Genomic DNA, 25,596 nt, shown 5'->3' on the forward strand with positions numbered 1-25,596 from the left:
CCTCATGGGCCGCTTCGAGCAGCACGGCCTGTCGCGCTTCAAGGCCCGTGACGCGATCTGGACGACGTTCCTGGTCGCGGCGGCGCTGATCGTCACCGCGGGCGACTCCGCCCGGCGCGCGGGCGAGCAGATGAACCCCGGCGCCGGCCGCGACGTCGTCCTGTTCTTCGGCAAGCCCGCGGGCGCGATCGCCGACGCGCTCCCGTTCGCGAAGCTCGCCGACGACGCGACCGCGTGGGTCCGGCCGGACGACGACCTCGGCGGCGAGGGCTCGTTCGCGACGCTCGCGCTGCAGACGACGGGCGTCCCGCCGGTCACGCCGGAGGCGTTCGATCCGGCCGCGCTGGGCGAGAAGCCGCCCGCGCCGAAGCCGTTGAAGACGCTGCTGGTCACCGGCGACTCGTTGTCCACCCCGCTTGACACGAGCCTGGCCCGCGACCTCGCGCCCTCCGGCGTGAAGGTGCTGCGCGAGCCGCACCTCGGCTCCGGCATCTCCAAGACGTTCCTCGTCGACTGGGGCCAGCTGTCCGTCGACCAGGTCCGCAAGGACAAGCCCGACGCCGTCGTCGTCTTCATCGGCGCCAACGAGGGGTTCCCGTTCGAGGTCGAGGGCGGCAAGAAGATCGAGTGCTGCGGCGCCGACTGGGCGGCCGAGTACGCCAACCGCGTGCGGGCGATGATGAACACCTACCGCGCGAAGGGCGCGGCCCGCGTGTACTGGGTGAAGCTGATGACGCCGCGGTCCAAGGCGCGCGCGGACATCGGCCGGGTGGTCAACGCGGCGATCGACGTCGCCGCCGAGCCGTGGAAGACCCAGGTCCGGCTGATCGACACGATCCCGATCTTCACCCCGCAGGGCTACCGCGACGCGATGCCGATCAACGGCGAGGACACGATCGTCCGCCAGCCCGACGGCATCCACCTCAACGACACGGGCGCCGCCTTCCTGGCCGACATCGTCGTCAAGCGCATCGGTCAGGACTTCGCCATAAAGCGTTGACCATGTCCGGTCGCGGCACTACCGTCCGCGCCGTGTTGTCACGCTTCTACATCCCCAGCGCCCTGCTGAGCGTCATCGTCGCGCTGACGGTGTCCGCCGGCGCGTCCGCGAGCCCGATCGCCTCGGCCGCCAAGACTTGTACCCCGCCGAAGTACCCGGGGTCGGGCTACTTCACATCGCTCTCGGTCACGAAGGTGTCGTGCGCGACCGGCTCGAAGATCGCCAAGGACTACTACAAGTGCCGGACCAAGACCGGCCCGAAGGGGCGTTGCGTCAAGAAGGTCGACGGCTACTCCTGCAAGGAGACGCGCGAGTCGATCGCCACCGAGATCAACGCCCGCGTCACGTGCAAGAACGGCTCCAAGGTCGTCAAGCACTCATATCAGCAAAACCTGGACTAGAGCCCCAGGTCGAGGCGCCGTATCTCGCGTTCGAGGTACGGCGCCAGCGTCTTGCCGTACTCGCTGGTGATGTGGGTGAGGTCCTTGTAGACGAGGACGCCGCCGATCACCGGCGGGCAGCTCGTCGGGTCGCAGAAGTAGCGCGACATGTCGATCACGTGGATGCGCTTGGAGCCCATCCGCCGCGCGGCGGTCGAGGGCGGGTCCTTCGGCAGGCTCGTGCTGCGCTTGCGGGCGCACGCCGGCCCGGGCGCGACCTTGTCCCCCAGCGCCTCGTAGATGCACGGCGGCGTGTCCGCCTGCATCCGCGGGTTGTCGCGGATCACGATGATGTTCTTGACCGTGCGCGGCAACCGCTTCCACTGCTTGCGGAAGCCGTTGACCTGCGTCTCGAAGCCCGGGGTGGGGATCGTCGCCGAGACCACGAACACGGTCGTCACCTCCGGATGGCGCGTGAACCAGGCGACGGTCTGCTCGTTCCAGTCGCGGCACTCGTCCGCGCGTGACTTGGGCGTCAGGCTCACCACGGTGCTGAAGGCGCAGCTCGTGAGCGTGTTGGAGATCCCGCGCCACTTGCGCTTCTTGCCGATCGGGGAGAGCACGGCGCGCCACGCGGAGGCATGGCTGTCGCCGACGAGCGCGACGGTCGTCTTGGAGTGCTTCGCGCGCGCTCCCCACCAGCACGTCCGGACGAGGTCCTCGACGTGCAGGCGGTTGCAGATCGAGTTCGGCCGCAGCAGCGCCTGGTTCGGCGTCGGCGTGACCGTCAGCCGCAGGTTCGGGTTCGTGCAGGGTTTCTGTGGATCGCGAGAGGCGGCGCCGTAGCACCGGGGCTTGTCGGCGGCCGCCGCGCTCGCGACCCCGATCAACAAGAGGGCGGCGAGCGTGACGCGGATGAGGCGGGTGAGCACCGCGGCATTGTGTCAGCCGAACATGCCGGGAACGTAGTGGCCGGCCTCGGTCCGGACGGTCACGTTGAGCCGGTTCCAGACGTTGATCTGCGCGATGGCGAAGATCACCTGGCCGAGCTCTTCGGGATCGAACTCGTCCTCGGCCTGCTCCCAGACGTCGTCCGGGACGCCGCCGTCGGCGATCAGCGTGATCGCCTCGGTGAGCGCGAACGCGGCCCGCTCACGGGCGTCGTAGCAGTTGGCCTCGCGCCACGCGGAGATCATGTACAGCCGCTCGTCGGCCTCGCCGAGCGCCTTCGCGTCCTTCCAGTGCATGTCCAGGCAGAACGCGCAGCCGTTGATCTGCGATGCCCGGATGTCGATCAGGTTGCCGAGCTTGGGGTCGATCGGGTTGGCGGGGGTCATCCGCAGCAGCGCGCCCATCTGGCGCGGGGCGACCTCGGCGAGTTGCAGGCGGTGGGAGGGAATCGTCGGGGAGCTCATACGGACTGGACGCCGTGGAGGCCCGAGATGTGACAGGCGCTAGCCGACTGCGCCGTAGAGCCAGACGGTGCTCTTGAGCGTGCCGCCACGGAACGTGTTGCCCGGGCCGGCTCGCAGGGCCCAAAGGCGCCGGCCCTTCATGGCGATGATCGTGCCGTCATCGACCATCACCTCGTCGGTGCGGGCGCGGATGCGCTCCTGCACCGCCCCTGCCAGGTCGAGCACACGCACCTCGTCAGCGGTGGTGACCACGAGCCGGTCCGGGGCCAGCCAGTCGGCGGGCGCGCCCTCGATCGGTTGCACCGTGCCCGCGGTCAGGTCCAGCAGCGAGTAGCGGTTGGGGCCGTTGACCTCGTACGTGGTGACCGCCGCGTATCGGCCGTCCGGCGACGGCGAGAGCCACGACGCCCAGTCCACCGCGGGGTAGCGACGCTCGATCCGCATCGACGGGATCGAGCGCACGTACAGCCCGCCCGTCCGCTCCTCGGCGAAGAGCTGGGTCTGCGTGATCAGCGGGATCTCACCGTCGAAGCGCAGGATCCGGCGGTCGCTGTGGCGGGTGACGAGGTGCACGGACTTGGTCGCGTCCATGCCGCGGCTCACCAGGACGCGCCGCCCGTCCGGATCCAGGCACGCGACCTCGTCCGTGCCCGCCGCCACCGGGATGCGTTGCGTCCAGCGCGCCCGGCCGTCGAGGCCGCGCACCACGACGCGCGAGCCGACGACGCTGGTGAACCTGCGCCCGCCAGGGCAGATCGCGGTGCTCTCCGCGGCCTCGAACAGGCGCCGGATGCGCGCCTGGGCGTCGAGCAGCATCCCCTGGTCGCCGTCCACGGCCAGGAGCTCGGGCGGGCCCGCGTGCGGGTCGACACGCAGCGGCGGGGAGGGTGGGGCGGCGTAGCTCCCACTGTCAGTCGTCGCTCCGCCGCCGCACCCCGCCACACATATGCAGAGGGCTGCCAGACCCCAACGCATGCCGGGCAGGGTCACACGGGCGCGTTGGCTTACGGTTGCGTCCCCGCCAACGTTGCGTGAACGTAGAGCGCACCGGGGATTGAGTGGTCAACGCGCGCGCGGGCGACCATCAGCGGGCTCGACCAGTGGATGACGGTCACGTCGCCGTCCCTGCGGCCGGCGATGAAGCCCTGGCGGCCGCGCAGGGGCGCCAGCTCGACCGGCTCGGTCGTCAGGAGCACGACGCCGCCGTCGGCGGGTGGGTCCGAGAGCGCGGCGTAGCGCGGCTGGACGTCCTCCCTGATCGCGCGCAGGAGCGCGGTTCCGTGGCGGGCCGCCGCGGTCCAGGCCTCGCGGAATGAGGCCTCGTCGGCATTTCTCACATCGAAGAATTCGACCATGGCAGGATCGCCGGATGGTGGTGTTCGGCATCGGGCTGATCGTGATCTCGCTGGGAGCCATCGTGGCGGGTCGCGGGTACATCCGCATCGCCAAGCGGATGCGGGGGTACGCGACGACGCGCGGACGCGTCCTCAAGCGCGAGCTGGCGCGGACGTCCGGCGGCCGCGAGGGACAGTTCGGCAAGGGCGGCAACTACCGCCCGCAGGTCACCTACTCCTACGTGGTCGATGGCGTCGAGCACACGTCGGACAAGGTCAGCTACGCGCACCGTGGCGTCAGGGAGTCGATCGCGCTCGAGCAGCTGCGCGCGATCCCGGACGACGTCGACGTCTTCTACGACCCCGCGGACCCCGACCAGGCGTACTTGGAGACGCACTCGCCGAGGATCGGCTACTGGTTCGTGGGCGGCGGGACGTTCGGCGTCCTGCTCGGCCTGATCATGCTGGTTCCGGCTTAGGCGCTGCAGCTTCCGCGACCGTCTCGGGCGTGCCCACATCCGGCTCGACGTAGATGCGCGCGGTGCCGATGCCCTCGATCGCGCGCACGCGGACCTCGGCGGCGTTGATCGCGTCCACGATCTGCTGGGTCGTCAGGTCGGGCGCGAACTCGACCTTGGCCGCGATCAGGATCTCGTCCGGGCCGATGTGCTCGGTGAGCGTGTGGATGACGCGGACGATCTCGGGTGCGCGCTCGATCTCCTGGTCGATCTTGCGCTCGAGCTCGGGCGAGGCGGACTCGCCGATCAGCAGGCTGCGCATCTCGCGCGCGAGCACCGCGGCGATGCCGAGCAGGACGAGGCCGATCGCGAGGGTGCCGATGCCGTCCCAGATCGGGTCGCCCGTGATCACCGCCATCAGCACGCCGGTCAGCGCGCAGATCAGGCCGATCAGCGCGCCCGAGTCCTCGAGCAGCAGCACCGGCAGCTCGGGCGAGCGTGACTGGGTGATGTATTGCGTCCAGGTGCGGTTGCCGCGGTGCGGCTTCGCGTGGCGGACCGCCGTGCGCAGCGCGAAGGCCTCGAGGACGAACGCGACGACGAGGATGCCGATCGCGATCCCGGCCGACTCGAGCTCGTGCGGGTCGTGGATCTTGTGGTAGCCCTCGTAGACCGAGAACAGGCCGCCGAGCGAGAACAGCACGACCGACACGACGAACGCCCAGAAGTAGCGCACGCGACCGTAGCCGAACTGGTGCAGCTCGTCGGGCTTGCGCGTCGCCTGGCGCCCGCCGAGGAACAGCAGACCCTGGTTGGAGGAGTCCGCGACCGAGTGGATCGACTCCGCCAGCAGCGAGCTGGAACCGGTGATGATGAAGCCGACGAACTTCGTCGCCGCGATGCCCATGTTGGCGGCGAACGCCGCCGCGATCGCTCCGCCGCTCTCGTGGTCGCCCGCCATTGGGCGCGGAGCCTAGCGGTCGAGGATGCGGGCCATCGCCGTTGCGGCTTTGAGCCCTGAACCCGTTAGGACGGCGACGACGGTGTCGGAGCGCTCGATCGCGAGCTGGTCGAGGGCGGCGACGATGATCGCGCTCGTCGGCTCGGCGTACAGGCCGCGGGCGGCCAGCGCGCGGACGGCGGGGGCGATCGCGTCCTCTTCGACCGCGACGATCGTGCCTCCGGACTCCCGCACGGCCTGGAGGACCTCACGGTCGCGGACGGGTCGCGCGATCGACGTGCCCTCGGCGATCGTGGGTCGCCAGTCACCGTCCCGCGCTTCGTCCGTTCCGGTCGCGAACGCGCGCGCCAGCGGGCTGCAGTTCGCGGGCTGGACGACGAGCAGGCGCGGCAGGCGCTCGATCTCGCCGGCGCGCTTGAGCTCGTTGAAGCCGATCGAGCACCCGAGCGCGAGGCTGCCCGCGCCCGTCGGCATCAGCACCGCGTCGGGCGCTCGGAACCCCAGCTGCTCCCAGATCTCGTACGCGATCAGCTTCGTGCCCTGCAGGAAGAACGGGTGCCAGTTGTGGGACGAGTAGAAGCGTCGGTCCGATTGGCGGACGGCCTCGTCGGCCGTGGCCTGGCGCGGGCCGGGGACGAGTTCGAGCTCGGCGCCGTGCGTCCGGCTCTGCAGCAGCTTCGCCTCCGAGATCGACTCAGGCGCGAGGATCTTGGCGTGGATGCCGGCCGCCGCCGCGTAGGCGGCGACCGAGGCGCCGCCGTTGCCGGAGGAGTCCTCGAGGATCGCGGGGATGCCCTGGTGGGCGAGCAGGGAGACCATCACGGACGTGCCGCGGTCCTTGAAGCTGCCGGTGGGGTTGAACCATTCCGGCTTGAGCAGGAGGTCGACGCCTGCGATCCGCGTCGGCAGCAGCGGCGTCCAGCCTTCGCCGAGGGTGATGGGTTCGAGCGCGAGCGGGAGTGCGCGGGCGTAGCGCCAGTGCGAGCGGACGGACACGTCCACGTCCGCCCGCCTGATGCCGGCGAGCGGCTCGACCAGCAGCGGCGAGCCGTCCTCGCCGCGCCAGCGCGGCTCGTCGAGCGGGTACCGCCGCCCGTCGCGCCCGATCAGGCTCACCACACCCCGTCCACCACCTCGTCCACGCTCTTGACCTTGGCGAGCGCGCCGGACGGCTCGATGTCGCCGAGGTGGTCGTCGTAGAGGTCGAACCACGGCAGGCCCGCGTCGATGTAGCTGTGGACGTCGACCGGGGTCGACGGCAGCGGCTCGCCCGTGATCCGGGTCCAATCGGCGCTGTTGACGATGTGCACGAACACGCGCCCGTAATTGTCCTGATCCCAGGTGTCGATGCCGTGCGGGTCGGGATAGATCTGCTGGCGCATCCGCCCGCCGGCCGCGAGGCCCATCTCGGCGGCGCCGCCCGCGCACGCCGCCGCCGGCGCGCACGCGGCGATCGCGAACTCGCGCGGTATCGCGGGCGGCTGCTCCGGGAAGCGGCCCGGCTTGGGCTCGAAGCACACGAGCTGGAGGCCGCCGTGGACCTCCTCGCCCGTGATCTGGCCCTCGATCGTGGTCCCGCTGCCGAGCGGCATCGCCACGAACTGCTTGATGTACCCCGCGCCCGCGTTGATGCCGTCCAGCCAGGGCTGCGGCGGCGTGACCACGTAGTCCTGCTCGGTGGGCTTCAGGCGCGGCTGATAGGTCTCGCCGGACAGCGCGTTGACCTTGCCGACCGCGACCTTGAGCGCGTTCGGACGCCAGTGCGCGGCATGGAAGTTCAGCCACATCGCCTCGCGCTGGTACATCGGGATGAAGACGCCGCCGTGCTCGAGCCAACCTGCGGGCACGCGGTCGCGGTGATCCTCGACACGCCGGATCGGAAAGTGCCCGAGCGACGGCGGGAGCGGGTACGTCCGACCGTCGTCCGGGATGCGCAGCGTGCGCTCGAACGTGACGGCGAAGTGGCGCCCGATCTGGACGCGGTCCTGCTGGATGGTGACGGTGAGCATGACCGTTCAGTCGCGCCGCGCCCACCGAACCTGACAGCGCTAGTTGAGGCGGGCTTCCTCGATCGTCGGCTGAAACAGCTCGACCGGGTTCCCGGACGGGTCCTCGACGAGGATCTGCCGCCCGCCGCGCCCTTGGACGATCTCGTTGCGGAAGCGCGCGCCCGCGCCGTTCAGTCGGGCGACCGTCGCGTCGAGGTCGTCGACCTCGAGCGCGAACCGGTTCCACCCGCCCGGCGTGGGAAGCGCGCCGTCGGGCATCGCCTGCCCTCCCCCACCCCCGCCGCCCGGCGAGCTGAGGTTCAGGCGAAGGTCGCCCCGCACGAGCATCGCGAACGCCGGGGCCGGATGCATCACCTCGGTGAACCCGAGGTGATCGCAGTAGAACCGGATCGCCGCGTCGACGTCATCGACGAGGTACCGGATGCTGACGCTGGCCATGCCCGCAGGAATACCACCCGCGAGCGGGTCGCCTCATGAGATCGTCAGCAGCCGTGCGCCTGGCAGCATCCGGGTCATGGAGGACTCGCCGTTCGCCGGCTCCGACGTCTCCTGGCTCGCCGTCGACGCGGACGACCACGTTGCCTGGCTTGTCGTCAATGACTCGGGAACCGTCCCGCGTGCGTTCTGGTCCGAGCCCGACCACCTCTTCCGCAGGAGCCCGCGTTGGCCGCCTGGATCGGGCGCCGCGGGCATTCCTTCGCGTTCGGCGGCGCCGAGTTGTGGGAGTCGGCGGCGGTCTGCGGCTTGTACGCCTACGACTGGAAATCGGATCGCGCGCGTCTACGAGCTTGTGGCCCGTCCGGCGACGCCGATCCTCTCCGGCGAGTTGAGCGTGGTCCCGCCGCCGTTCCGCCTCCACGGCATCCGATTCGCCGGGTCGACGCGCCTGTCCGCGTCGGATATCGATGGGGGTGCGGTACCGGACTCCCGCCAGGCGGGAGCGAATTAACACACCCCCTTGCGAACTCAGCCCGCCGCGGCGACGTGGGCCGGCGTGAGCTGTCCGACGAGCGACTCCATCGACATGTAGATGCGCAGCGCGGTGATCCTGCCGTCGGCGACGCCATAGAAGACGGAGTACGGCACTCGGACCGTGGCGCCGGTGGCGGGGATGCCCGCGAACTCGGCGATGTGCTTGCCGGCGAAGACTGCTTCGATCGCCGCTCCCGCCTCGTCGACGAGGACGTTGACGAGTTCCGGGTTGGCGTCGAAGGCCACCTCGTGGAGGTAGCGGATCGTCTGCTCGGCGGCGGCCGCGCCGTCGGCGATCTGATCGGTGCCCATCACCTCCAGGTGGATGTCGTCGGAGAAGAACCGACCGTAGTCGCCGCGGGCGAGCAGCACCTCCGCGTAGGCGTTGAGCACGTCGCGGACCTCGGCAGCAGACATGACGGCCTCCTGGTGGTGGGAGCCGAAACTCCCACGTCAGCCGAGGCGCGTCAAGGCCGCCTCGTAGTCCTCCCACGTGTCCACGTCGGGCGGCACCGCACCGGGGACCGGGACCTCGACGACGGCGTCGCCGGCGCGGTCGATCAGCTTCCAGACGCCCTTGTCGCCGTGCAGCGCGGCAAGCGCCCCGAACATGGAGCGGGCGAACGCGAACGGGTGGCCGCGGCCGTCGTCGTAGCGGCAGACGGCGAGGTCGGCGTCGCCGCGGCCGGCGAGCAACGTGCGCACGGACGAGGGCGAGACGCCCGGCTGGTCGCCGAGGAGCAGCACGAGCACGTCGCCGGTCACGACGTCCAGCGAGGCGGCGATCGAGGAGGAGCAGCCGGACCCGAAGACCTCGTTGACGACGACGTCGATGCCGTGAAGATCGACGACGGCACGCACCTCGTCCGCGCCGCCACCCAGCACGCACACCAGCTGGTCGAACCCGCACGCCCGCGCGACGCCGAGCGTGTGGTCCAGCAACGTCGCGCCGCCGAACGGCAGGAGTTGCTTCGGCTGCCCGAGCCGGGACGAGCCGCCCGCCGCCAGCACCAGCCCGCTAACCCGCGACCGCATGCTCCGTCGCGTAGGTCGTGCGGCAGCCGTCGCAGCAGAAGTACACGCGCTCGTTGCCGACGCACAGGTTCGGCGTCGACTCGCTCACCATCACCTGCATGCCGCAGACCGGGTCGATCGCGGTCTCGGGCGCGGCGACCGGCAGGTGGGTGGTGCGCTCGGCGATCATCTGGGCGAGGATCGAGATCGCGATGTCAGACGGCGAGCGGGCGCCGATGTCGAGCCCGGCGGGCGTCCGGACCTGGCCGCGCAGCGCGGGATCGACGTCGAGCGAGTCGAGCACGGCCGCGCCGCGCTTCGGGCTCGCCACCAGCGCCACGTAGCCGACGCCGGCCTCCAACGCGCGCGTCAACGCGCTCGGCTCGAGGTCGTCGCCGTGGGAGGCGACCACGACCGCCGCGTCGGACGCATCGGGCTGCTCGTCGTGCGCGACCGAGTATCCGGCGGCCCGCGCGACGTCCTCCAACGCCCGCGCGATCGGCGTCTCGCCCACGACGACGATCCGCGGCGCCGCGAGCTGCGGGTCGAGGAAGATCTCCAGCGAACCGCCGCTCAGGCACGGGTTGTGGGCGACGACGACGCCGTCGGCGACATCGTCCTCCCCCGCCCCCGGCACCAGCTTCAACAACACGGCGTCGCCGGTCTCCAACGCGCGGGCGGCATGCAGCCGGACGGACGCCTGCGCGCACACGCCCCCGACGAACCCCTCGATGGTGCCGTCATTGAGCACGACCGCGGCGTCGCCGGGACGCACCGAGGTGGGCTTCGCCGCGCGGACCACGGTCGCGGTGACGAACGGCACCCGCTCCGCCACCAGCCGCGCCACCAGATCGGCCTTGATCATCGCATCGCCTCCCAGACTCGCGACGGTGTGCACGGCATGTCGACGTGACGTACGCCGAGCGCGTCGCAGATCGCGTTGACGATCGCCGGCGGCGAGCCGACGGTCGCGGACTCACCGATGCCCTTGGCACCGATCGGATGGTGCGGGGACGGCGTCACGGTCTCGCCGGTCTCCCAGTCGGGGACCTCGACCGCGGTCGGGATCAGATAGTCCATCAGCGACGCTCCCAGGCAGTTGCCGTCCTCGTCGAACGCGATCAGCTCCATCAATGCCATCCCGACCCCATCGGTCAGGCCGCCGTGGATCTGCCCTTCGACGATCATCGGGTTGATCCGCACGCCGCAGTCGTCGACCGCGATGAACCGCCGCACCTTCACGTGCGCGGTGCCCGGGTCGATGTCCACGATGCAGACGTAGGCGCCGAACGGGAACGTGAGGTTCGGCGGGTCGTAGACCGCCTCGGCGTCCAACCCCGTCTCGACGCCCTCGGGGAGGTCGACGGAACCCCGCGCGGCGGCCGCGAGCTCCGGGATCGACGCGCCCTGCGACGGATCGCCCTTGACCGACCAGCGTCCTTCGCCCCACGAGAGGTCCTCGGGCGCGACCTCGAGCAGCGCGGCGGCGACGATCCGCGCCCGGTCGCGCACCTTGCGCGCCGCCAGCGCCGCCGCGGCGCCGCTCACCGGCGTCGAGCGCGACCCATAGGTCCCCAGGCCGTAGGGCGTCGTGTCGGTGTCACCGTGGATGACCTCGACCTCGTCGATGCTCAGCCCGAGCTCGGCGGCGACGATCTGCGCGAACGTCGTCTCATGCCCCTGCCCCTGCGTCTGCACGCTGATCGACAGCTGCGCCGTCCCCGTGGGTGACATCCGCAGCGACGCGCCGTCGTTCATCGCCAGCCCCATCATGTCCATGTGCTTGCGCGGGCCGGCGCCGACGGCCTCGGTGAAGAACGACACGCCGATCCCCATCAGTTCGCCCCGAGCGCGCCGCTCGGTCTGTTCAAGCCGCAGCGCGCCGTAGTCCGCCAGGTCGAGCGCCTTGCGCAGCGCGGCCTCGTAGTTGCCGCTGTCATAGACCCAGCCGGTCTTGGACTCGTACGGGAACTGCTCCGGGCGGATCAGGTTCCGCAGTCGCAGCTCGACCGGATCGATCCCCAGCTCGGCCGCCACGCAGTCGACGCAGCGCTCGACCAGGTAGACCGCCTCGGCGATCCGGAACGAGCATGCGTATGCCACCCCGCCCGGCGCCTTGTTGGTGTACACGCCGGTGACGGCGCAGTGCGCGGCCTCGACGTCGTAGGAGCCGGTGAAGACGCTGAAGAACCCCGCCGGATAGCGCGTCGGCTGCGCGGTGGCGTTGAACGCGCCGTGGTCGGCGATGACATCGACCGCGACCGCCAACAAGCGGCCGGACGAAGTGGCCGCGATCCGCCCCTTCATCCAGAAGTCCCGCGCGAACCCCGTGGACATCAGGTTCTCCGAGCGGTCCTCCATCCACTTGACCGGGCGGCCCAGTTGGCGCGCCGCGAAGATCGCGCAGATGTAGCCGGGATAGACCGGCACCTTGTTGCCGAACCCGCCGCCCACGTCGGGAGAGACCACCCGGATCCGGTGCTCGGGCAGTCCGGTGATGAGCGAGTAGAGCGTGCGGTGCGCGTGCGGCGCCTGGGTCGTGCACCAGACGGTCAGCTTTCCCGACACCCGGTCGAACGCCGCCAGCGCGCCGCAGGTCTCCATCGGCGCGGGGTGCGAGCGCGGGAACTGCATCTCCTGCTCGACGATGACCACATCGTCGCGCGCGAAGACCGCCGCGCACGCGTCCGCGTCGCCCGCCTCCCAGTCGAAGATGTGGTTGCCGCCCTCGCGCACGTGCGGCGCGTCGACGTCGAGCGCCTTGCGGGACTCGACGACCGCCGGCAGCACCTCGTACTCGACGTCGATCAACTCCAGCGCGTCGCGCGCCGAATAGCGGTCGTCGGCGACGACGAACGCCACCTCCTGCCCCTGGAAGCGCACCTTGTCGGTCGCCAGCACGGCCTGCTCGTCGGCCGACAGCGTCGGCATCCACGCCTCCGAGCCGAGGTCCTCGCCGGTGATCACCGCATGAACGCGCGGGTGCTGCAACGCGGCGCTGACATCGATGGACACGATCCGCGCGTGGGCCACCGGCGAGCGCAGGACCGCGCCGTGCAGCATCCCGGGGAGCTGCAGGTCGTCGACGTACTGCCCCTGCCCGCGGATGAAGCGCGCGTCCTCCTTGCGCGGAACGCGGCCGAACGCGCTCGGCGCGCCCGCGCCGTGGGCGCCCGCGGGGCGCGGCTGGGCGGTCATGTCTCGCCCTTGTGGTCGTAGACGGCGACGTTGATCGTCCTGCAGCGTCCGCACTTGATCCGCACGCGCTTGTTCATCTGTTCCAGGCCCATCGCGGCCGCGAGCAGGTTCCCGCACTCGACGCAGACGTAGTCATACGGGCCGTGGCCGCGGAAGACCGGACGGCCGGGGTCGTCCTGCAGGGCGGTGCCACCATCGGGCGGCACCTCTCCCGGCCGGATCGCCCGCATGACCATCCGCTCCGCCATGGCGCTAGATCGCCGCCAGCTTGGTCGTGAAGTCCTTGATCAGCGCGTCGAGCACGGTGGCGACGACGCCCTCGCCCATCGAGGCGGCCTTGCCGCTGATCTTGGCCTGGGTGTGGATGGTCCCCCCGCCGTCGTTGACGTCGAAGCGCACGTCGGCGTTCGCGTAGCCCGATCCGCCGGTGTCCTTGGACTTGACCCGCAGCACGGCGCTGCTGCCGTCCTTGGAGGCCACCTCGACGGTGCCCTTGAAGGTCATCGACATCGCGCCCATCTTGACCTTGATCTCGGCCTTCGCCAGGTCCTCGGACTCGCGCTCGAGGACCTTCCCGCCCTCGACGCACGGGATGATCCGGTCGAGGTCGAGGACGGCGTCGAGGTTGTAGTCCGCCGGCTTGCCGGTCGAGAACGAGTGGTCCAGTTCAACCATCTAGGTGCCTTTCGGGAGGGTCGCGTCGATCGAGACCTCGACGACGTCGGCGACCTTCAAGGTCCCGAAGAGCGCCGAGTAGGGCTTGATGCGCCAGTCGGTCTGCTTGACCTCGGCGGAGCCGGTGAGGCGGGTGCCGTCCACGGACAGCGAGAACGAGAGCGGCGCGCGGATGCCGAGCAGGTCGAGCTCGCCTTCGACGTCATAGCCGCCGTAGCGGGCGGTGACGGAGCTCGAGCGGTACGAGATCGTCCCGCCCTTGAGCACCTCCTCGACGATCGTCTGCGCGATGCCGGCCTTCTCCTCGTCCCCGAGCGGCGAGATGCCACCGCTGCCGGACACGACGCGGAGCGAGTCCGCGTCGGCGTCGAGCGTGACCGCGTCGGGCGTGAGCGAGCCCTGCCAGCGCTGCACCTCGAGCACGAGGTTGTGGCCGGCCTTGGCCGCGGCGCCGCCCTTGCCGGTGCGGACCGTCAGCGTCCCGTCGCCCGGACCGAGCTTCACCTGTAGACCGCCTGCGCGTCGAGCCCGCCTTCCACGCCGGGCGGCAGGTCGCCGGAGCCGTGGGCGTAGAGGGCGATGTCGGCGATCGTGCGCGCGCCCGCCGAGCCGACGAACACGCCGTCCTCCCAGGCCAACGACTCCGCGTCCGTCTCGAGGTCCGCGCCCGCGAGGAGCTTGGCCTTGTCGCGGATGCGCGCCGTCGCGGTGGCGATCGCGCTCGGGACGCCGTCGTTCGGCGCCGTGTTGAACCCGTGGCCCGCGCCGAAGCGGCTCTCGTCGGCCGGGACGACCTTGACGTCGAGCGGCGGGACACCGAGCTCGGAGGCGACGAGCTCGGCGTACCGGCCCTCGTTGCCATCGGGCTCGGTCGTCAGGCTGAGCACCATCTTGCCCGTCGGGTGGACGCGCAGGAACACCGCGCGGTAGGCCTCGTCAGCCATTCTCCAGCTCCTTTCTCCTCTGGTGCGCGGTCAGCGCGTTGTGGTCCTCGCGGTCGCAGAAGGCCGAAGGCGGCCCGCCGGCGTCGTGCGGGCCGACGACCGGGCGCTCGCAGCCCGGGTAGATGCAGGTCTTCACTTGACCCTCCCGTACGGCATCGGCACCGAGCTGCCCGGCACCGGCGTCGCGCTCTCCCATGTCTCCTCCTCCGGTTCGGGCACGTCGACGACGTAGTCCCGCCCGCCGATCGCCTCGGCCACCTGGCCCAGCGCCGCCAACGAATGTCCGGAGACGAGCGCGTCGATGTACGGCAGCGCCGCGACCATGCCACCCGCCCGCGGCACGAAGCCCGCGGCCGCCACGCGCGGGTTCACCCACACGATGCGATACGCGAGCCGAGACAGCCGCGCCATCTCGCGCCCGACCAGCTCGGGCTCGCCGCGCTCCCAGCCGTCGCTCAAGATCACTACGACCGCCCCGCGCGCCATCCCACGCCGACCGTGCCGGTCGTTGAACGTCCGCAGCGCCTCGCCGATCCGCGTCCCGCTCGACCAGTCCGGCGCCGCGGCCGCCGCCCGCTGGATCGCGCGCTCGGGCGACCGCGTCGCCAGCGCCCTCGTGATCCGGGTCAACCGCGTCGCGAACACGAACGCCTCGGACTCGGCGCCCGCGCACGTCAGGAACTGCAGGTAGGCGCGGGCGTAGGGCTCCATCGAGCCGCTGATGTCACACAGCAGCACGAGCCGCCGCGGGACGACGCGCCGGCGCCGGTACGCCAGCGAGATCGGATCGCCGCCCGTCCGCAGCGACCCGCGCAGCGTGCGCCGCAGGTCGACGTGCTCGCCACGCCTCGCCCGGTCGGCGCGGCGGGTCACGCGCGTCGGCGTCGCCACCCGCAGGCGCGTCATCAGCGCGTAGATCTGGGCGAGCTCCCCCGGCTCGAGCGCGTCGAAGCGCTTCTCCCGCAACCGCTCCTGGTCTGAGGCCGCGACCGGGATGAGGGCGTCGGCGCCGCCCGTGCCGGGCTCGCCGGCGTGGCCGTGGGCCGCCCCGGCCCCCGGGGCGCCGGAGCTGCTGTCGCCGGGCCGCGGCTCGTCGCCGGCACCGCCCTGGCCGGGGACCTCGCCCGGGGCCGACGGACGGTCGTCCTCGCCTGCCGCCCCGCCGCGCGCCGTCTCGCGGCGCTCGTCGGCCGCGTCCACGCGCGACCCGAAGACCGCGAAGAACACGCGATCGAACGCGGCCACCTGCGCCTGGTCGGAGACCAGCACGGCGCGCGCCGTCCAGTACAGGCGCGTGCGCGACACGGGCCGCGTCAGCGTCAGCGCGCTCGCCAGCCGCGCGGAGCGCTCGGCGGTCACCGGCACGCCCGCCGCGTGCAGGCGCCGCCCGAACGCCGCGACGAGCGGCGCCAGGTCCAGTTCGACGGTCTCGAGCCTCACACCAGCGACTCCAGGCCGGCGGCGCGGACCACGTCCTGGTCCTCGCCGTACTTCAAGACGCTGCCCAGCGTCCGCCCGATCGTCGCCGCGTCCAATTCGACGACGCCCAGCAACTCGAGCGCCTTCAGCCAATCGATCGCCTCGGCGATCCCCGGCGGCTTCTGCACGTCGCCGTCACGCATCTTCGCGACCGCGGTCACGACCTGGACCGCCAGCGTCTCCGAGGCGCCACGCACCCGCCGGCGCACGATCTCGACCTCACGCTGCGCGTCCGGGTAGTCGATCCACTGGTAGAGGCAGCGGCGCTTGACCGCGTCATGCAGGTCGCGGGTCCGGTTCGAGGTCAGCACGATCGCCGGCGGGTGGGTCGCGGTCACCGTGCCGAGCTCCGGGATCGTCACCGACGCCTCGGCGAGCAGCTCGAGCAGGAACGCCTCGAAGTCGTCGTCGGCACGGTCGATCTCGTCGATCAGCAGCACCGCCGGCCGCGGCCCCGGGTGCTGCAGGGCGCGCAGCAGCGGCCGCGCGACCAGGTACTCGGGCCCGAACAGCGCGTCCTCGGTCAGCTCCGCCGACTGGGCCTCGGCAAGGCGGATCGACAACAGCTGCCGCGGATAGTTCCACTCGTAGAGCGCCTCGCTCGCGTCGATCCCGTCGTAGCACTGCAACCGGATCAGCGGCGTGTCCAGCACCGCGGCGAGCGCCTTGGCGGCCTCGGTCTTGCCCACCCCCGCCTCGCCCTCCAGCAGCAACGGCTGCGGAAGGCGCAGCGAGAGGAACAGCGCCGTGGCCAGCCCCTCGTCGACCAGGTAGTCGACGGCGGCCAGCCGCTGCGCGAGCGTCTCCACGTCGGGAGCGAGGTGTGCGAGTTCGGATGTCACTGAGGGGGTGCGGCGTTGCCCTGCATCGCGGCCCAGACGCGCGCCGGGGTCATCGGCATGTCGAGGTGGTCGACGCCGTGGGTCTCGTACAGCGCGTCGATCACGGCGTTCACCACGGCGGGCGGTGAGCCCACGTTCGGCGACTCGCCCACGCCCTTGGCGCCGAGCGGGTGGTGCGGGCACGGCGTGACGGTCTCGCCCAGCTCGAAGTCGGGGACCTCGAGCGCCGTCGGGATCAGGTAGTCCATGAACGACCCGTTGAGGCAGTTGCCCTCGTCGTCGAACGTGATGACCTCCATCAGCGCGATGCCGATGCCCTCGGCCAGCCCGCCGTGGATCTGCCCTTCGACGATCATCGGGTTGATCCGCACGCCGCAGTCGTCGACCGCGATGAAGCGGCGGACCTTGACCTCGGCGGTCTCGGGGTCGACGTCGACCACCGCGATGTACGCGCCGTAGGGGTACGTGAGGTTCGGCGGGTCGTAGATGACCTGCGCGTCCAAGCCGCCCTCGAAGCCCGCCGGCAACTCCTCGCCGCTGTAGGCGCGCTTGGTGATGTCGAAGATCGACACGCCCTGCTCGCGATCGCCCTTGACGTACCAGCGGCCCTTCTCCCACGCGAGGTCCTCGGGGCGCGTCTCGAGCATCGTCGCCGCGATCGCCCGCGCCTTGTCGCGCACCTTGCGCGACACGACCGCCACCGCGGCACCTGACACCGGCGTCGACCGCGACCCGTAGGTCCCGAGCCCGTACGGCGACTTGTCGGTGTCACCGTGGCGGACCTCGATGTCCTCCGGCGGGATCCCGAGCTCCTCGGCGACGATCTGCGCGAACGTCGTCTCGTGCCCCTGGCCCTGGGTCTGGGCGCTCAGCGACACCACGGCCTTGCCACTCGGATGGACGCGGAGGTCCGCGCCGTCGTTCATCGAGAGCCCGAGGATGTCCATGTGCTTGCGCGGCCCCGCGCCGACGCCCTCGGTGAAGAACGACACGCCGATGCCCATCAGCTCGCCACGCGCCCGCTTCTCCGCCTGCTCGCGGCGCAGGTCCTCGTAGCCCGCGATGTCCATCGCGACCCGCATCGTCTTGTGGTAGTCACCCGAGTCGTACGTCCAGCCCGTCGTCGTCTCGTACGGGAACTGGTCGGACCCGATGAACGAGCGCATCCGCAGGTCGATCGGGTCGACCTTCATCTCCAGCGCGAGCGCGTCGACCATCCGCTCGACGAGGTACACGGCCTCGGTGATGCGGAACGAGCAGCGGTACGCGACGCCGCCCGGCGCCTTGTTCGTGTAAACCGCCTTGACCTTCACGTGCGACGCCGCCAGGTCGTACGAGCCGCAGACGATGTGGAAGAAGCCGGCCGGGAACTTGGTCGGCTGCGCGGTCGAGTCGAACGCGCCGTGGTCGGCGATCACGTCGACCCGCAGGCCGGTGATCTTGCCGTCCTTCGCGCACATCTCCGAGCGCATGATGTAGTCGCGGGCGAACCCCGTCGACATCAGGTTCTCGCTGCGGTCCTCGATCCACTTCACCGGCACGCCGGCGACGATCGAGCCCGCGATCGCGCACACGTAGCCCGGGTAGACCGGCACCTTGTTGCCGAAGCCGCCGCCGATGTCACCGCAGCGGATCCGGATCATGTGCTCGGCGAGGCCGGCGACGTGCGCGTACACCGTGCGGTGCGCGTGCGGCGCCTGGTTGCCGTTGTAGATGTCGAGCTGCCCGGTCTCCGGGTTGAAGTCGGCGATCATCCCGCACGTCTCCAGCGGCGCCGGGTGGCAGCGCGGGTAGATGATGTCGCGCGAGACGACCGTGTCGGCCTCGGCGAACGCGCGGTCGGTGGCGTCCTCGTCGCCCGCCTCCCAGGTGGGCGAGGCGAGGTTGTCGGTCTGGCCCTCCTTGTCGTCGCGGATCAGCGGCGCATCAGGGTCCAAGGCCTTACGGGCGTTGACGACCGCATCCAGCGGCTCGTAGTCGACCTCGATCAGCTGCAGCGCGTCGCGGGCGATGTACTCGTCGGTCGCGATCACCGCCGCGACCTCCTGGCCCTGGAAGCGGACCTTGTCGCCCGCGAGCACGGCCTGCGTGTCGTAGGAGATCGTCGGCATCCACGCCAGCCCGAGCGTCTCGAGATCCTTCGCCGTGATCACGGCGGCGACGCCCGGGAGCGCGAGCGCTGCCGACGTGTCGATCGAGTTGATCCTCGCGTGCGCGAACGGCGAGCGCAGGATCGCCATGTGGACCATGCCCGGCAGGCGGATGTCGTCCAGGTAGTTGCCCTTGCCGCGGATGAAGCGCGCGTCCTCCTTGCGCTTGAGCCGCCCGAAGCCGATCGGCCGGTCCTCGATGGCACTCATCGCGGTGCCCTTTCATGCTCGGCCGCCCACCGTGTGGCGGCGACGATGTTCTTATAGCCCGTGCAGCGACAGATCGCCCCGGAGATCGCCACTCGGATCTCCTCCTCGGTGGGATCGGGGTTCTCGTTCAGCAGCGCGCGCGTGGTCATGAGCATCCCCGGCGTGCAGAACCCGCACTGCAGCGCGTGGCACTCGTGGAAGCCCTGCTGGATCGGGTCCAGCTCGCCGTTGCGTTCCAGCGACTCGACGGTCGAGATCTCGTGGCCTGCGCACATCGCGGCCAGCGCGGTGCAGGACTTCAGCGGCTTGCCGTCCATCAGCACCACGCAGGCGCCGCAATTCGACGTGTCGCAGCCCCAGTGGGTGCCGGTCAGGCCCTCGGTGTCGCGGATGAAGTGGACGAGCAGCGTGCGCGGCTCGACGTCGCGCGTCACCGTCTCGCCATTGATTGAGATGGAGATGTTCATGACAGTGCCCGTGCCGCCGCCTTCCGGAGTGCGCGTTTGGTGAGGACGCCCGCGAGGTGGCGCTTGTAGTCGACGGGGCCGCGCCCGTCGGGGATCGGCATGCAGTCCTCGGACGCGATCGCGCCCGCCTGCTCGAAGAGCGCCTCGCTCGGCACCTGTCCGCGCAGCAGCTCCTCCGCCCGGGTGACGTCGATCGTCGTCAGGCCGACGGCGCTCAGTGCGATGCCTGCGTCGGCGATCGTCGACCCGTCCAGCCAGAGCGCGGCGGACGCTGCCGCGATCGCCCAGTCGCCCGCGCGCCGCTCGACCTTCTCGTGCGCGCTGCCGGCACCCGACCGGACCTTGAACCGCACCTCGGTGAGGATCTCGCCCTCGCCGACCGCGGTCATCCACGGGCCGAGGTGGAACTCGCTCATCGGGACGCGCCGTTCACCTTCGGCGCCGCGGATCACGACGACGCCCTTCAGCGCCGCCGCGACCGCGGAGAGGTCCTCGGCCGCGTCGGCCTGGCAGAGCGAGCCGCCGATCGTCCCGCGGTTGCGCACGACCGGGTCGGCGATCACGTGCTCGGCATCGCGGAACGCGGGGAACCTCTCCCACAGCAGCTCGGAGTCGAGCAGCTCGCAGTGGCGCGTCAACGCGCCGATCGCGATCTCGTCGCCCTCCTCGCGGATGTACTGCAGCTCCGTGAGGTCGTTGATGTCGATCAGCCGCGACGGGCTGGCGAGCCGCAGCTTCATCATCGGCAGCAGGCTGTGCCCGCCGGCGACGACGCGCGAGTCCTCGTGCTCGCGCAGCGAGGCGATCGCTCCCTCGAGGCTCGTCGCCCGCTCGTAGTCAAACGGCGCTGGGGTCTGCATCTGGAGCCTCGTATTGGACGGGGGCGTCGGTGCCGATGACCGGCGAGCGGCCCGGTCGGTTCGCGGGATAGAGCGCGCGCGCCGCCAGGCTGCCGCCGAGCACGTTGCGCAGGACGGGACCGCCGACGGGGCTGGCGGCCGCGATCGGCGCCTCGCGGCCGAGCCGCGCGAGCGTCAGCGTGCCGCGCGTGTAGACCTCGCCGATGCGCGGCGCCTTGGCGGTGCCGAACTCGCGGAAGCCCACAGCGCCGGCACCCGGGTAAAGGCCTTCGACGAGCCCGATCGCATCCGACATGCCGGCCTTCTTGACCAGCAGGCCTTCCAGCGCGCCGACAGCGGCGTCGAGGTTGGCGTTGATGTCGTCGACGACGGGCTTGACCGGCTCGGTCTTGGCGACGATCTCGCCGACGGCGGAGATGGCCTCGTCGAGGCCGGTCGAGATCTTCTGCAGCGCGACGATCACCGACACCAGGTAGAAGACCAGCGCGAAGATGATCCCCACGACGCCGATCAGCAGGATGACGGCGGCCATCACGCATCGTCTCCCGAAGCCACAACCGGAACCCCCGAAATCGAAACGTCGGTCCCTCGGGACCGGTGGCCGGGGTCGTCATCCAGGATCACGTCGAGCGAGCCGCCGTACGCGGCGACGTTCTCGACCGTTTCCTTGACCTGCCGCTGCGTGGTCAGCAGCAGCGGGACCGCGTCCAGGTCGGATGACCCGGCGCGGGCGGCGTCACGGATGCGCCCGATCGAAGGCACGATCGCGTTGGCCTCGTCGAGCACGCCCTTGAGCAGGAAGATCACGACCGGCAGCACGACGAACGTGACGACGATGGCGACGACCCAGGTCATCGCGGCCTCCTCTCGGCCACGATCGCGGCCTTGGCGCCGATGCCCGGCAGGGCGGACAGGACGATGTCGAACTGCGCGTTGATCGCCTTGACGGCGGGCTCGAGCGGCTTCAGGTGCTCGTTCTCGACCATCTCGAGCGCGCCCGCGAGCGTGGCCAGGCCGGTGGAGATGTTGCGCAGGCGGGTGCGGACCTCGATCAGCGCGCCCGCCAGCACGGCGACCACGACCACCGCGAGGATGATGCTCAGCGCGGTCATACCTTCACCCCGTAGCCGTCGGTGAGCGCGTTCATGTAGCCGTCCTGCACGACGGCCTCCTCGATGATCAGCCCGAGCACCGGCGCGGTCGCCTCGAGCTGCGGGATGTTCGCCGTATTGCCGGCGACGGCGGTGGCGACGTCGAGCAGCCCGTTGACGGAGCTCTCGATGTCGCGCACGGCGCGGATCAGCATCAGCAGCAGCCCGGCGACGATCAGCGCCGCGACCAGGCCGATGATCAACGCGAGCGTCCAGGCGTCGTCGTTGGTCATTTGCCCACCGCCACCTTCCGCAGTGCGCGCGCGGAGTGCAGGATGCGCACGCCGGAGTCGTTGATGCGCCCGATGTCGTTGAGCTCGACCGTCTGCTGCTTGACGACCCCGACACCCTCGACCGCGGTCCGCGCCTGCGTCGCGATCCGCTGCGCCAGCCGGACGATCGTGACGACGATCACCGCGGCGATCAGGATGACCAGCACGCCGAGCACCAGGCCGACGGTCCATCCGGTGGACATCTCACTCCTCCTTCATCAGTAGTGCGCGCTCGGTGGCGCGCCTGAGGACGCGCTCCGTGAGGACGCCGACGACGTGCCTTTTGTAGTCCGCCGATCCGCGTTGATCGGACACCGGTTCGCATGCGGACTGTGCGAGCTCCGCGGCTCGGGCGAAGACTTCCTCGGTGGGTGGCCGGCCCACCAGCGCGGCCTCCGCGGCCGCGACCGTGATGTCGCCGCCGACGGCGGCGAGCGCGAGGCCCGCGCCCGCGATCTCGCCGCCGTCGAGCTCGATCGACGCGCCGGCGGCGACGACCGCCCAGTCGCCGACGCGGCGGTCGACTTTGAGATAGGCGCTGCCGCTGTTGCGCCGAAGTGGGACGCGGACCTCGACCAGCATCTCGGCCTGGCCGACCGCGGTCTCGTAGGGGCCTTTGTGGAACGCGTGCATGTCGACCACGCGCTCCTCGGTGCGTCCGCGGATCACGAGGCTCGCCTTGACCGCGGCACAGACCGCCGACAGGTCCTCGGAGGGGTCGGCCTGGCAGAGCGCACCGCCGATCGTGCCGCGGTTGCGCACCACAGGGTCCGCAATTACACGCTCGGCGTCCGTGAAGATCGCGAGCCGGTCGGCCAGCAGCGACGACTCGAGCAGGGCGTTGTGGCGCGTCATCGCGCCGATCCGCACCTCGTCGGGACGCTCGTCGACGTACCCGAGGGCGTCCGCGAGCGGGTCGATGTCGATCACGTACTCGGGCGAGGCCAGCCGCAGCTTCATCATCGGCAGCAGGCTGTGCCCTCCGGCGAGCAGCCGCGCATCCGGGCCGTGCTCTTCGAGCAGCGCCAGCGCCTCTTCGACGCTCGTGGCTCGCTCATACCCAAACGGTGCTGGGACCTGCAGAACTCCTCCTTGGTCTCTCCTCCATTTGGCAGATTGGCGTTGGTATGGTCGCCCTGTCAACCCGAGTTAAGTGATCGCTTATGACCCTCGCCCAGCTGCAGTCCTTCGTGCTCGTCGCGCGACACGGCTCGGTCAAGGCGGCCGCCGCCGAGCTCGAGGTCACCGAGCCCGCGGTGTCGGTCGCGGTCTCCGCGCTGCGCAAGGAGCTGGGTGACGAGCTGTTCGTGCGCAGCGGCCGCGGGATCGCGCTGACGCCCGGCGGCCGGCGGCTCGCCGCGCTCGCGACGGAGATCCTCGGGCTGGCCGAGCAGGCGCGCCGCTCGGTCGCCGCATCGGGCGAGACGCGCCGGCTGTCGGTCCTCGCGACGCCGCTGGTCGCCGAGCACATCGGCCCGATGCTCGAGCTCTTCTCGGGCCGTGACGAGGCGCTCGAGATCACGGTGGCGACCGAGGCGTCGGCGTCCTTCGCGGAGGCGCTCGAGCACCGGCGCGCCGACATCGCGCTCGGGCCGGCGCCCGGGGCCGCAGCTTCCTCGGTCGCCTCGGCGCCGTTCCTGCGCTGCCGCTTCATCCTCGTCGCCGCCCCCTCGCACCCGCTGGCGGCCACGCGGGCGCTCGCGCCCTCCGCGCTGGCGGCGCAGCGCTGGCTGGTCGGCCCGCCAGAGCTCGATCCCGGTGAGGCGACGGGGAGCTTCCTCGCCCGCCATTCGCTGGCACCGGAGCATCTGACGACCTACTCGAGCGGGGCCGCCGCGGTCGACGCCGCCGTCGCCGGCGAGGGGATCATGCTCGTGCTCTCCCACGCGGTCATCGATGAGGTCAGACGGCGTCACCTCGTGCGACTTGACGTACGGGGAACGCCGATCGTCGAGATGTGGCACGCCTCCACGCTCGGCTTGGGCCGCGCACTCCCGGCCGCGCTGGCGCTGCAGCGGTTCGCCACCACGTCCGAGGCGACACAGGCGATCTCCTCCGGTCGGGCGGGCGCCGTCTCGACTACCGTGCGCCCGAAGGTCCACACGACGCTCTGGCAGTCCGTAGCCGCGCGAGGAGGTTGATCTCAAGATGCGCCCGCCCGTCCCACCGTTCACCGAGGAGACCGCGCGCCAGAAGGTCCAGGCCGCCGAGGACGCGTGGAACACGCGCGACCCCGACAAGGTCGCCGCCGCCTACACGGTCGACTCCGTCTGGCGCAACCGCGACGAGTTCATCACCGGTCGCGAGGAGATCGCCGCGTTCCTGCGCCGCAAGTGGGACCGTGAGCTCGAGTACGCGCTGCGCAAGGACCTCTGGGCGTTCGCCGGGAACCGGATCGCCGTGCGCTTCCAGTACGAGTCGCGCGACGCGAGCGGCCAGTGGTGGCGTTCGTACGGCAACGAGCAGTGGGAGTTCGACGACGAGGGCTACATGCGCCGCCGCGAGGCGTCGATCAACGACGTCGCGATCGACGAGTCCGAGCGGCGCATCTTCGGCGCGCGCAGCGAGCCGGGCGGCGAGCAGCCGCTGCGCTAGGACTTGTCGTAGGCCAGCGCGAGCCGGAACAGGGTCAGCGCGCCGAGCATCAGCCCGAAGTCGCGCAGCGCGACGTCGTAGTACCCGGGGCCGGTCAGGAGCGTGAAGATGATCCCGGCGAGCCAGGCCGCTACGACCGGCGCGCCGTAGCGCGGCCGGAGGGCGACGAGCAGGCCGGCGACGATCTCGATCGCGCCGACCGCGTACATGAAGTCCTGCGCGCTGCCGGGCATGAGGTCGTCGACCCAGCCGGCGAGGTACTGCGGCCAGTCGGTCAGGACGTTGAAGAACTTGTCCAGGCCGAACGCGATCGGCGCGATCGCGAACGCGATCCGGAGCATCACGAACGCGTCGTGCCCGGCGTCGCGCTCCGCGAGCGCCGTGGCGCGCGACGACGTGGGGGTGGTGGCGGCGGCAGTGGCCATGCGATTCCTCCTCGCTTCTAAAAACAACTTTCGTTGACAACGTACGCCCGCCCCGGGTTTTTGTCAATGAAAGTTGTTGTTAGAGTTCGGGCATGGACCCGCTCGGAGCGTTGAGCTCACTCGGGGACGCCACGCGGCGCCGGATCTACGACGTGGTCGCGGCCGCGCCGGCCGCGCTCACCCGCGACGAGGTGGCCGCCGAGGCCGGAATCGGGCGCACTCTTGCCGCGTACCACCTCGACCGGCTCGCGGCCGAGGGCCTGCTCACGGTCGCGCGGGAACGGCGGACCGGCCGCAGCGGCCCCGGCGCGGGGCGGCCGGCGAAGGTCTACGCGCGCTCGCAGGAGGAGGTCGCGGTCAGCGTCCCGCCACGCGACTACCACGTCGCGGCCCGCCTGCTCGCCGATGCCGCCGCGGCCGACGCGTCCGGTGAGACGCGGCGCGCGCTCGCCGACGCCGCCGCCCGGCTCGGCCACGAACTGGCCGACCAGGGCGGTGAGCTGGAGACCGTGTTGCGCGAGCGCGGCTACGAGCCCTACGAGGACGAGCCGGGCGTCCACCGCCTGCGCAACTGCCCGTTCCACGCCGTCGCCCAGCGCCAGCCCGAAGTCGTGTGCGACATGAACCTCGCGCTGCTCGGCGCGCTCGTCGAGGGCCGCGACGTGACGGCCTCGCTCGAGCCCGGCCCGGGCCGCTGCTGCGTCGCGCTCCGCGTCAACTCCACATAAGCGCCGCGTCGCGCTTGAGCTGGGCTTGATGTTGCTCCACAGGAAACGTTGAGCTTT

35 protein-coding genes are annotated in these 25,596 nt (G+C 71.0%); 6 read left to right on the forward strand and 29 right to left on the reverse strand.

What is annotated here, in order from left to right:
* Positions 1–4 precede the first annotated feature (4 nt).
* Positions 5–1,000, forward strand: coding sequence for a DUF459 domain-containing protein (locus tag G569_RS0138965; RefSeq protein WP_028067414.1), 996 nt, complete (start codon positions 5–7; stop codon positions 998–1,000).
* A gap of 32 nt (positions 1,001–1,032) precedes the next feature.
* Positions 1,033–1,401, forward strand: coding sequence for a hypothetical protein (locus G569_RS0138970; RefSeq protein ID WP_028067415.1), 369 nt, complete (start codon positions 1,033–1,035; stop codon positions 1,399–1,401).
* On the opposite strand, the gene G569_RS0138975 is transcribed toward G569_RS0138970, so the two are convergent.
* The 4 genes from G569_RS0138975 to G569_RS63400 are packed head-to-tail and all read right to left on the reverse strand — an operon-like array spanning position 1,398 to position 4,150.
* Positions 1,398–2,312 carry an SGNH hydrolase domain-containing protein gene (locus G569_RS0138975; RefSeq protein ID WP_028067416.1) on the reverse strand — a complete coding sequence of 305 codons (915 nt, stop codon included), beginning with the start codon at positions 2,310–2,312 and terminating at the stop codon, positions 1,398–1,400. The two genes, G569_RS0138970 and G569_RS0138975, sit on opposite strands and share 4 nt — an antisense overlap.
* 12 nt (positions 2,313–2,324) lie before the next feature.
* Positions 2,325–2,795 carry a carboxymuconolactone decarboxylase family protein gene (locus G569_RS0138980; RefSeq protein WP_037502447.1) on the reverse strand — a complete coding sequence of 157 codons (471 nt, stop codon included), beginning with the start codon at positions 2,793–2,795 and terminating at the stop codon, positions 2,325–2,327.
* Positions 2,796–2,834: 39 nt separating this feature from the next.
* On the reverse strand, positions 2,835–3,770 hold the full coding sequence (locus tag G569_RS0138985; protein WP_157592616.1) for a hypothetical protein: 936 nt from the start codon (positions 3,768–3,770) through the stop codon (positions 2,835–2,837).
* A 29-nt stretch (positions 3,771–3,799) separates the two neighbouring features.
* Positions 3,800–4,150: a hypothetical protein gene (locus G569_RS63400; protein ID WP_028067419.1), complete on the reverse strand. Its 351-nt coding sequence runs from the start codon at positions 4,148–4,150 to the stop codon at positions 3,800–3,802.
* Between the two features lie 14 nt (positions 4,151–4,164).
* Between G569_RS63400 and G569_RS0138995 the strand changes: the two genes are divergently transcribed.
* A complete protein-coding gene (locus G569_RS0138995; protein WP_028067420.1) occupies positions 4,165–4,608 on the forward strand; it encodes a DUF3592 domain-containing protein in 444 nt (147 codons plus the stop codon).
* On the opposite strand, the gene G569_RS0139000 is transcribed toward G569_RS0138995, so the two are convergent.
* The 24 genes from G569_RS0139000 to G569_RS0139115 form a co-directional block, all read right to left on the reverse strand.
* The gene (locus G569_RS0139000; RefSeq protein ID WP_037502450.1) at positions 4,589–5,548 is read right to left on the reverse strand and encodes a cation diffusion facilitator family transporter; all 960 of its coding nucleotides are present in this window, start codon (positions 5,546–5,548) and stop codon (positions 4,589–4,591) included. The genes G569_RS0138995 and G569_RS0139000 overlap by 20 nt on opposite strands.
* 12 nt (positions 5,549–5,560) lie before the next feature.
* The gene (locus G569_RS0139005; RefSeq protein ID WP_037502654.1) at positions 5,561–6,658 is read right to left on the reverse strand and encodes a threonine synthase; all 1,098 of its coding nucleotides are present in this window, start codon (positions 6,656–6,658) and stop codon (positions 5,561–5,563) included.
* Between the two features lie 2 nt (positions 6,659–6,660).
* Entirely contained in the window at positions 6,661–7,557 is an 897-nt protein-coding gene (locus tag G569_RS55360; RefSeq protein ID WP_053227674.1) for a hypothetical protein, read from the reverse strand.
* Between the two features lie 39 nt (positions 7,558–7,596).
* Positions 7,597–7,995, reverse strand: coding sequence for a VOC family protein (locus tag G569_RS0139015; RefSeq protein WP_028067423.1), 399 nt, complete (start codon positions 7,993–7,995; stop codon positions 7,597–7,599).
* 528 nt (positions 7,996–8,523) lie between these two features.
* Entirely contained in the window at positions 8,524–8,946 is a 423-nt protein-coding gene (locus G569_RS0139020; protein WP_028067424.1) for an ester cyclase, read from the reverse strand.
* Positions 8,947–8,982: 36 nt separating this feature from the next.
* Complete coding sequence (locus G569_RS0139025; RefSeq protein WP_028067425.1) at positions 8,983–9,564, reverse strand: nucleotidyltransferase family protein; 582 nt, start codon at positions 9,562–9,564, stop codon at positions 8,983–8,985.
* Entirely contained in the window at positions 9,548–10,408 is an 861-nt protein-coding gene (locus G569_RS0139030) for an XdhC family protein (protein ID WP_028067426.1), read from the reverse strand. Before G569_RS0139030 ends, G569_RS0139025 begins: the two co-directional genes overlap by 17 nt.
* Positions 10,405–12,741 carry an aerobic carbon-monoxide dehydrogenase large subunit gene (locus G569_RS0139035; protein WP_028067427.1) on the reverse strand — a complete coding sequence of 779 codons (2,337 nt, stop codon included), beginning with the start codon at positions 12,739–12,741 and terminating at the stop codon, positions 10,405–10,407. Before G569_RS0139035 ends, G569_RS0139030 begins: the two co-directional genes overlap by 4 nt.
* Entirely contained in the window at positions 12,738–12,989 is a 252-nt protein-coding gene (locus tag G569_RS0139040) for a hypothetical protein (RefSeq protein ID WP_028067428.1), read from the reverse strand. Before G569_RS0139040 ends, G569_RS0139035 begins: the two co-directional genes overlap by 4 nt.
* 4 nt (positions 12,990–12,993) lie before the next feature.
* A complete protein-coding gene (locus tag G569_RS0139045; protein WP_028067429.1) occupies positions 12,994–13,416 on the reverse strand; it encodes an SRPBCC domain-containing protein in 423 nt (140 codons plus the stop codon).
* Complete coding sequence (locus G569_RS0139050) at positions 13,417–13,920, reverse strand: YceI family protein (RefSeq protein ID WP_028067430.1); 504 nt, start codon at positions 13,918–13,920, stop codon at positions 13,417–13,419.
* Positions 13,917–14,360, reverse strand: coding sequence for a molybdopterin cofactor-binding domain-containing protein (locus tag G569_RS63405; RefSeq protein WP_028067431.1), 444 nt, complete (start codon positions 14,358–14,360; stop codon positions 13,917–13,919). The genes G569_RS0139050 and G569_RS63405 overlap by 4 nt, the downstream gene beginning before the upstream one ends.
* A complete protein-coding gene (locus G569_RS63410) occupies positions 14,353–14,496 on the reverse strand; it encodes a hypothetical protein (RefSeq protein WP_157592618.1) in 144 nt (47 codons plus the stop codon). The genes G569_RS63405 and G569_RS63410 overlap by 8 nt, the downstream gene beginning before the upstream one ends.
* The gene (locus G569_RS55365; protein ID WP_053227675.1) at positions 14,493–15,800 is read right to left on the reverse strand and encodes a vWA domain-containing protein; all 1,308 of its coding nucleotides are present in this window, start codon (positions 15,798–15,800) and stop codon (positions 14,493–14,495) included. The genes G569_RS63410 and G569_RS55365 overlap by 4 nt, the downstream gene beginning before the upstream one ends.
* Positions 15,797–16,681 (reverse strand): AAA family ATPase, encoded by an 885-nt coding sequence (locus tag G569_RS0139070; RefSeq protein WP_028067432.1) that lies wholly within the window; start codon positions 16,679–16,681, stop codon positions 15,797–15,799. The genes G569_RS55365 and G569_RS0139070 overlap by 4 nt, the downstream gene beginning before the upstream one ends.
* Positions 16,678–19,041, reverse strand: coding sequence for an aerobic carbon-monoxide dehydrogenase large subunit (locus G569_RS0139075; protein WP_028067433.1), 2,364 nt, complete (start codon positions 19,039–19,041; stop codon positions 16,678–16,680). The genes G569_RS0139070 and G569_RS0139075 overlap by 4 nt, the downstream gene beginning before the upstream one ends.
* On the reverse strand, positions 19,038–19,508 hold the full coding sequence (locus G569_RS0139080; RefSeq protein ID WP_028067434.1) for a (2Fe-2S)-binding protein: 471 nt from the start codon (positions 19,506–19,508) through the stop codon (positions 19,038–19,040). The genes G569_RS0139075 and G569_RS0139080 overlap by 4 nt, the downstream gene beginning before the upstream one ends.
* Complete coding sequence (locus tag G569_RS0139085) at positions 19,505–20,368, reverse strand: FAD binding domain-containing protein (RefSeq protein WP_028067435.1); 864 nt, start codon at positions 20,366–20,368, stop codon at positions 19,505–19,507. The genes G569_RS0139080 and G569_RS0139085 overlap by 4 nt, the downstream gene beginning before the upstream one ends.
* Complete coding sequence (locus tag G569_RS0139090; RefSeq protein ID WP_028067436.1) at positions 20,346–20,900, reverse strand: hypothetical protein; 555 nt, start codon at positions 20,898–20,900, stop codon at positions 20,346–20,348. Before G569_RS0139090 ends, G569_RS0139085 begins: the two co-directional genes overlap by 23 nt.
* Positions 20,900–21,223 carry a hypothetical protein gene (locus tag G569_RS0139095; RefSeq protein WP_028067437.1) on the reverse strand — a complete coding sequence of 108 codons (324 nt, stop codon included), beginning with the start codon at positions 21,221–21,223 and terminating at the stop codon, positions 20,900–20,902. Before G569_RS0139095 ends, G569_RS0139090 begins: the two co-directional genes overlap by 1 nt.
* Positions 21,220–21,480, reverse strand: a complete 261-nt coding sequence (locus G569_RS0139100) for a hypothetical protein (RefSeq protein WP_028067438.1) — start codon at positions 21,478–21,480, stop codon at positions 21,220–21,222. The genes G569_RS0139095 and G569_RS0139100 overlap by 4 nt, the downstream gene beginning before the upstream one ends.
* Positions 21,477–21,752: a hypothetical protein gene (locus G569_RS0139105; protein WP_028067439.1), complete on the reverse strand. Its 276-nt coding sequence runs from the start codon at positions 21,750–21,752 to the stop codon at positions 21,477–21,479. Before G569_RS0139105 ends, G569_RS0139100 begins: the two co-directional genes overlap by 4 nt.
* Positions 21,749–21,994, reverse strand: coding sequence for a hypothetical protein (locus tag G569_RS55370; protein ID WP_037502456.1), 246 nt, complete (start codon positions 21,992–21,994; stop codon positions 21,749–21,751). The genes G569_RS0139105 and G569_RS55370 overlap by 4 nt, the downstream gene beginning before the upstream one ends.
* A gap of 1 nt (position 21,995) precedes the next feature.
* On the reverse strand, positions 21,996–22,874 hold the full coding sequence (locus G569_RS0139115; protein WP_028067440.1) for an FAD binding domain-containing protein: 879 nt from the start codon (positions 22,872–22,874) through the stop codon (positions 21,996–21,998).
* Positions 22,875–22,954: 80 nt separating this feature from the next.
* Here G569_RS0139115 and G569_RS0139120 point away from each other — a divergent pair, with 80 nt between their 5' ends.
* Complete coding sequence (locus G569_RS0139120; protein ID WP_028067441.1) at positions 22,955–23,932, forward strand: LysR family transcriptional regulator; 978 nt, start codon at positions 22,955–22,957, stop codon at positions 23,930–23,932.
* A 7-nt stretch (positions 23,933–23,939) separates the two neighbouring features.
* On the forward strand, positions 23,940–24,386 hold the full coding sequence (locus G569_RS0139125; RefSeq protein WP_028067442.1) for a nuclear transport factor 2 family protein: 447 nt from the start codon (positions 23,940–23,942) through the stop codon (positions 24,384–24,386).
* On the opposite strand, the gene G569_RS0139130 is transcribed toward G569_RS0139125, so the two are convergent.
* Positions 24,383–24,811: a DoxX family membrane protein gene (locus tag G569_RS0139130; RefSeq protein ID WP_028067443.1), complete on the reverse strand. Its 429-nt coding sequence runs from the start codon at positions 24,809–24,811 to the stop codon at positions 24,383–24,385. The two genes, G569_RS0139125 and G569_RS0139130, sit on opposite strands and share 4 nt — an antisense overlap.
* Positions 24,812–24,903: 92 nt before the next feature.
* Here G569_RS0139130 and G569_RS0139135 point away from each other — a divergent pair, with 92 nt between their 5' ends.
* Positions 24,904–25,539 carry a helix-turn-helix transcriptional regulator gene (locus G569_RS0139135; RefSeq protein WP_028067444.1) on the forward strand — a complete coding sequence of 212 codons (636 nt, stop codon included), beginning with the start codon at positions 24,904–24,906 and terminating at the stop codon, positions 25,537–25,539.
* The last annotated feature ends 57 nt before the right edge of the window (positions 25,540–25,596 follow it).

The sequence above is a fragment of the Solirubrobacter soli DSM 22325 genome (assembly GCF_000423665.1).
Taxonomy (GTDB): Bacteria; Actinomycetota; Thermoleophilia; order Solirubrobacterales; family Solirubrobacteraceae; genus Solirubrobacter; species Solirubrobacter soli.

Coding starts and splice junctions, on each gene's coding strand:
- G569_RS0139085 (WP_028067435.1), bottom strand. CDS start 20,368: ATGCAGACCCCAGCGCCGTTTGACTACGAGCGGGCGACGAGCCTCGAG.
- G569_RS63400 (WP_028067419.1), bottom strand. CDS start 4,150: ATGGTCGAATTCTTCGATGTGAGAAATGCCGACGAGGCCTCATTCCGC.
- G569_RS55360 (WP_053227674.1), bottom strand. CDS start 7,557: ATGCTCACCGTCACCATCCAGCAGGACCGCGTCCAGATCGGGCGCCAC.
- G569_RS0139015 (WP_028067423.1), bottom strand. CDS start 7,995: ATGGCCAGCGTCAGCATCCGGTACCTCGTCGATGACGTCGACGCGGCG.
- G569_RS0139100 (WP_028067438.1), bottom strand. CDS start 21,480: ATGACCGCGCTGAGCATCATCCTCGCGGTGGTCGTGGTCGCCGTGCTG.
- G569_RS0138995 (WP_028067420.1), top strand. CDS start 4,165: ATGGTGGTGTTCGGCATCGGGCTGATCGTGATCTCGCTGGGAGCCATC.
- G569_RS0139125 (WP_028067442.1), top strand. CDS start 23,940: ATGCGCCCGCCCGTCCCACCGTTCACCGAGGAGACCGCGCGCCAGAAG.
- G569_RS0139080 (WP_028067434.1), bottom strand. CDS start 19,508: ATGAACATCTCCATCTCAATCAATGGCGAGACGGTGACGCGCGACGTC.
- G569_RS0139040 (WP_028067428.1), bottom strand. CDS start 12,989: ATGGCGGAGCGGATGGTCATGCGGGCGATCCGGCCGGGAGAGGTGCCG.
- G569_RS0139045 (WP_028067429.1), bottom strand. CDS start 13,416: ATGGTTGAACTGGACCACTCGTTCTCGACCGGCAAGCCGGCGGACTAC.
- G569_RS0139025 (WP_028067425.1), bottom strand. CDS start 9,564: ATGCGGTCGCGGGTTAGCGGGCTGGTGCTGGCGGCGGGCGGCTCGTCC.
- G569_RS0139105 (WP_028067439.1), bottom strand. CDS start 21,752: ATGACCAACGACGACGCCTGGACGCTCGCGTTGATCATCGGCCTGGTC.
- G569_RS0139000 (WP_037502450.1), bottom strand. CDS start 5,548: ATGGCGGGCGACCACGAGAGCGGCGGAGCGATCGCGGCGGCGTTCGCC.
- G569_RS0138985 (WP_157592616.1), bottom strand. CDS start 3,770: ATGCGTTGGGGTCTGGCAGCCCTCTGCATATGTGTGGCGGGGTGCGGC.
- G569_RS55370 (WP_037502456.1), bottom strand. CDS start 21,994: ATGTCCACCGGATGGACCGTCGGCCTGGTGCTCGGCGTGCTGGTCATC.
- G569_RS0138965 (WP_028067414.1), top strand. CDS start 5: ATGGGCCGCTTCGAGCAGCACGGCCTGTCGCGCTTCAAGGCCCGTGAC.
- G569_RS0139135 (WP_028067444.1), top strand. CDS start 24,904: ATGGACCCGCTCGGAGCGTTGAGCTCACTCGGGGACGCCACGCGGCGC.
- G569_RS0139075 (WP_028067433.1), bottom strand. CDS start 19,041: ATGAGTGCCATCGAGGACCGGCCGATCGGCTTCGGGCGGCTCAAGCGC.
- G569_RS0139090 (WP_028067436.1), bottom strand. CDS start 20,900: ATGGCCGCCGTCATCCTGCTGATCGGCGTCGTGGGGATCATCTTCGCG.
- G569_RS0139020 (WP_028067424.1), bottom strand. CDS start 8,946: ATGTCTGCTGCCGAGGTCCGCGACGTGCTCAACGCCTACGCGGAGGTG.
- G569_RS0139130 (WP_028067443.1), bottom strand. CDS start 24,811: ATGGCCACTGCCGCCGCCACCACCCCCACGTCGTCGCGCGCCACGGCG.
- G569_RS0139030 (WP_028067426.1), bottom strand. CDS start 10,408: ATGATCAAGGCCGATCTGGTGGCGCGGCTGGTGGCGGAGCGGGTGCCG.
- G569_RS0139095 (WP_028067437.1), bottom strand. CDS start 21,223: ATGACCTGGGTCGTCGCCATCGTCGTCACGTTCGTCGTGCTGCCGGTC.
- G569_RS63405 (WP_028067431.1), bottom strand. CDS start 14,360: ATGGCTGACGAGGCCTACCGCGCGGTGTTCCTGCGCGTCCACCCGACG.
- G569_RS0138980 (WP_037502447.1), bottom strand. CDS start 2,795: ATGAGCTCCCCGACGATTCCCTCCCACCGCCTGCAACTCGCCGAGGTC.
- G569_RS0139120 (WP_028067441.1), top strand. CDS start 22,955: ATGACCCTCGCCCAGCTGCAGTCCTTCGTGCTCGTCGCGCGACACGGC.
- G569_RS0139035 (WP_028067427.1), bottom strand. CDS start 12,741: ATGACCGCCCAGCCGCGCCCCGCGGGCGCCCACGGCGCGGGCGCGCCG.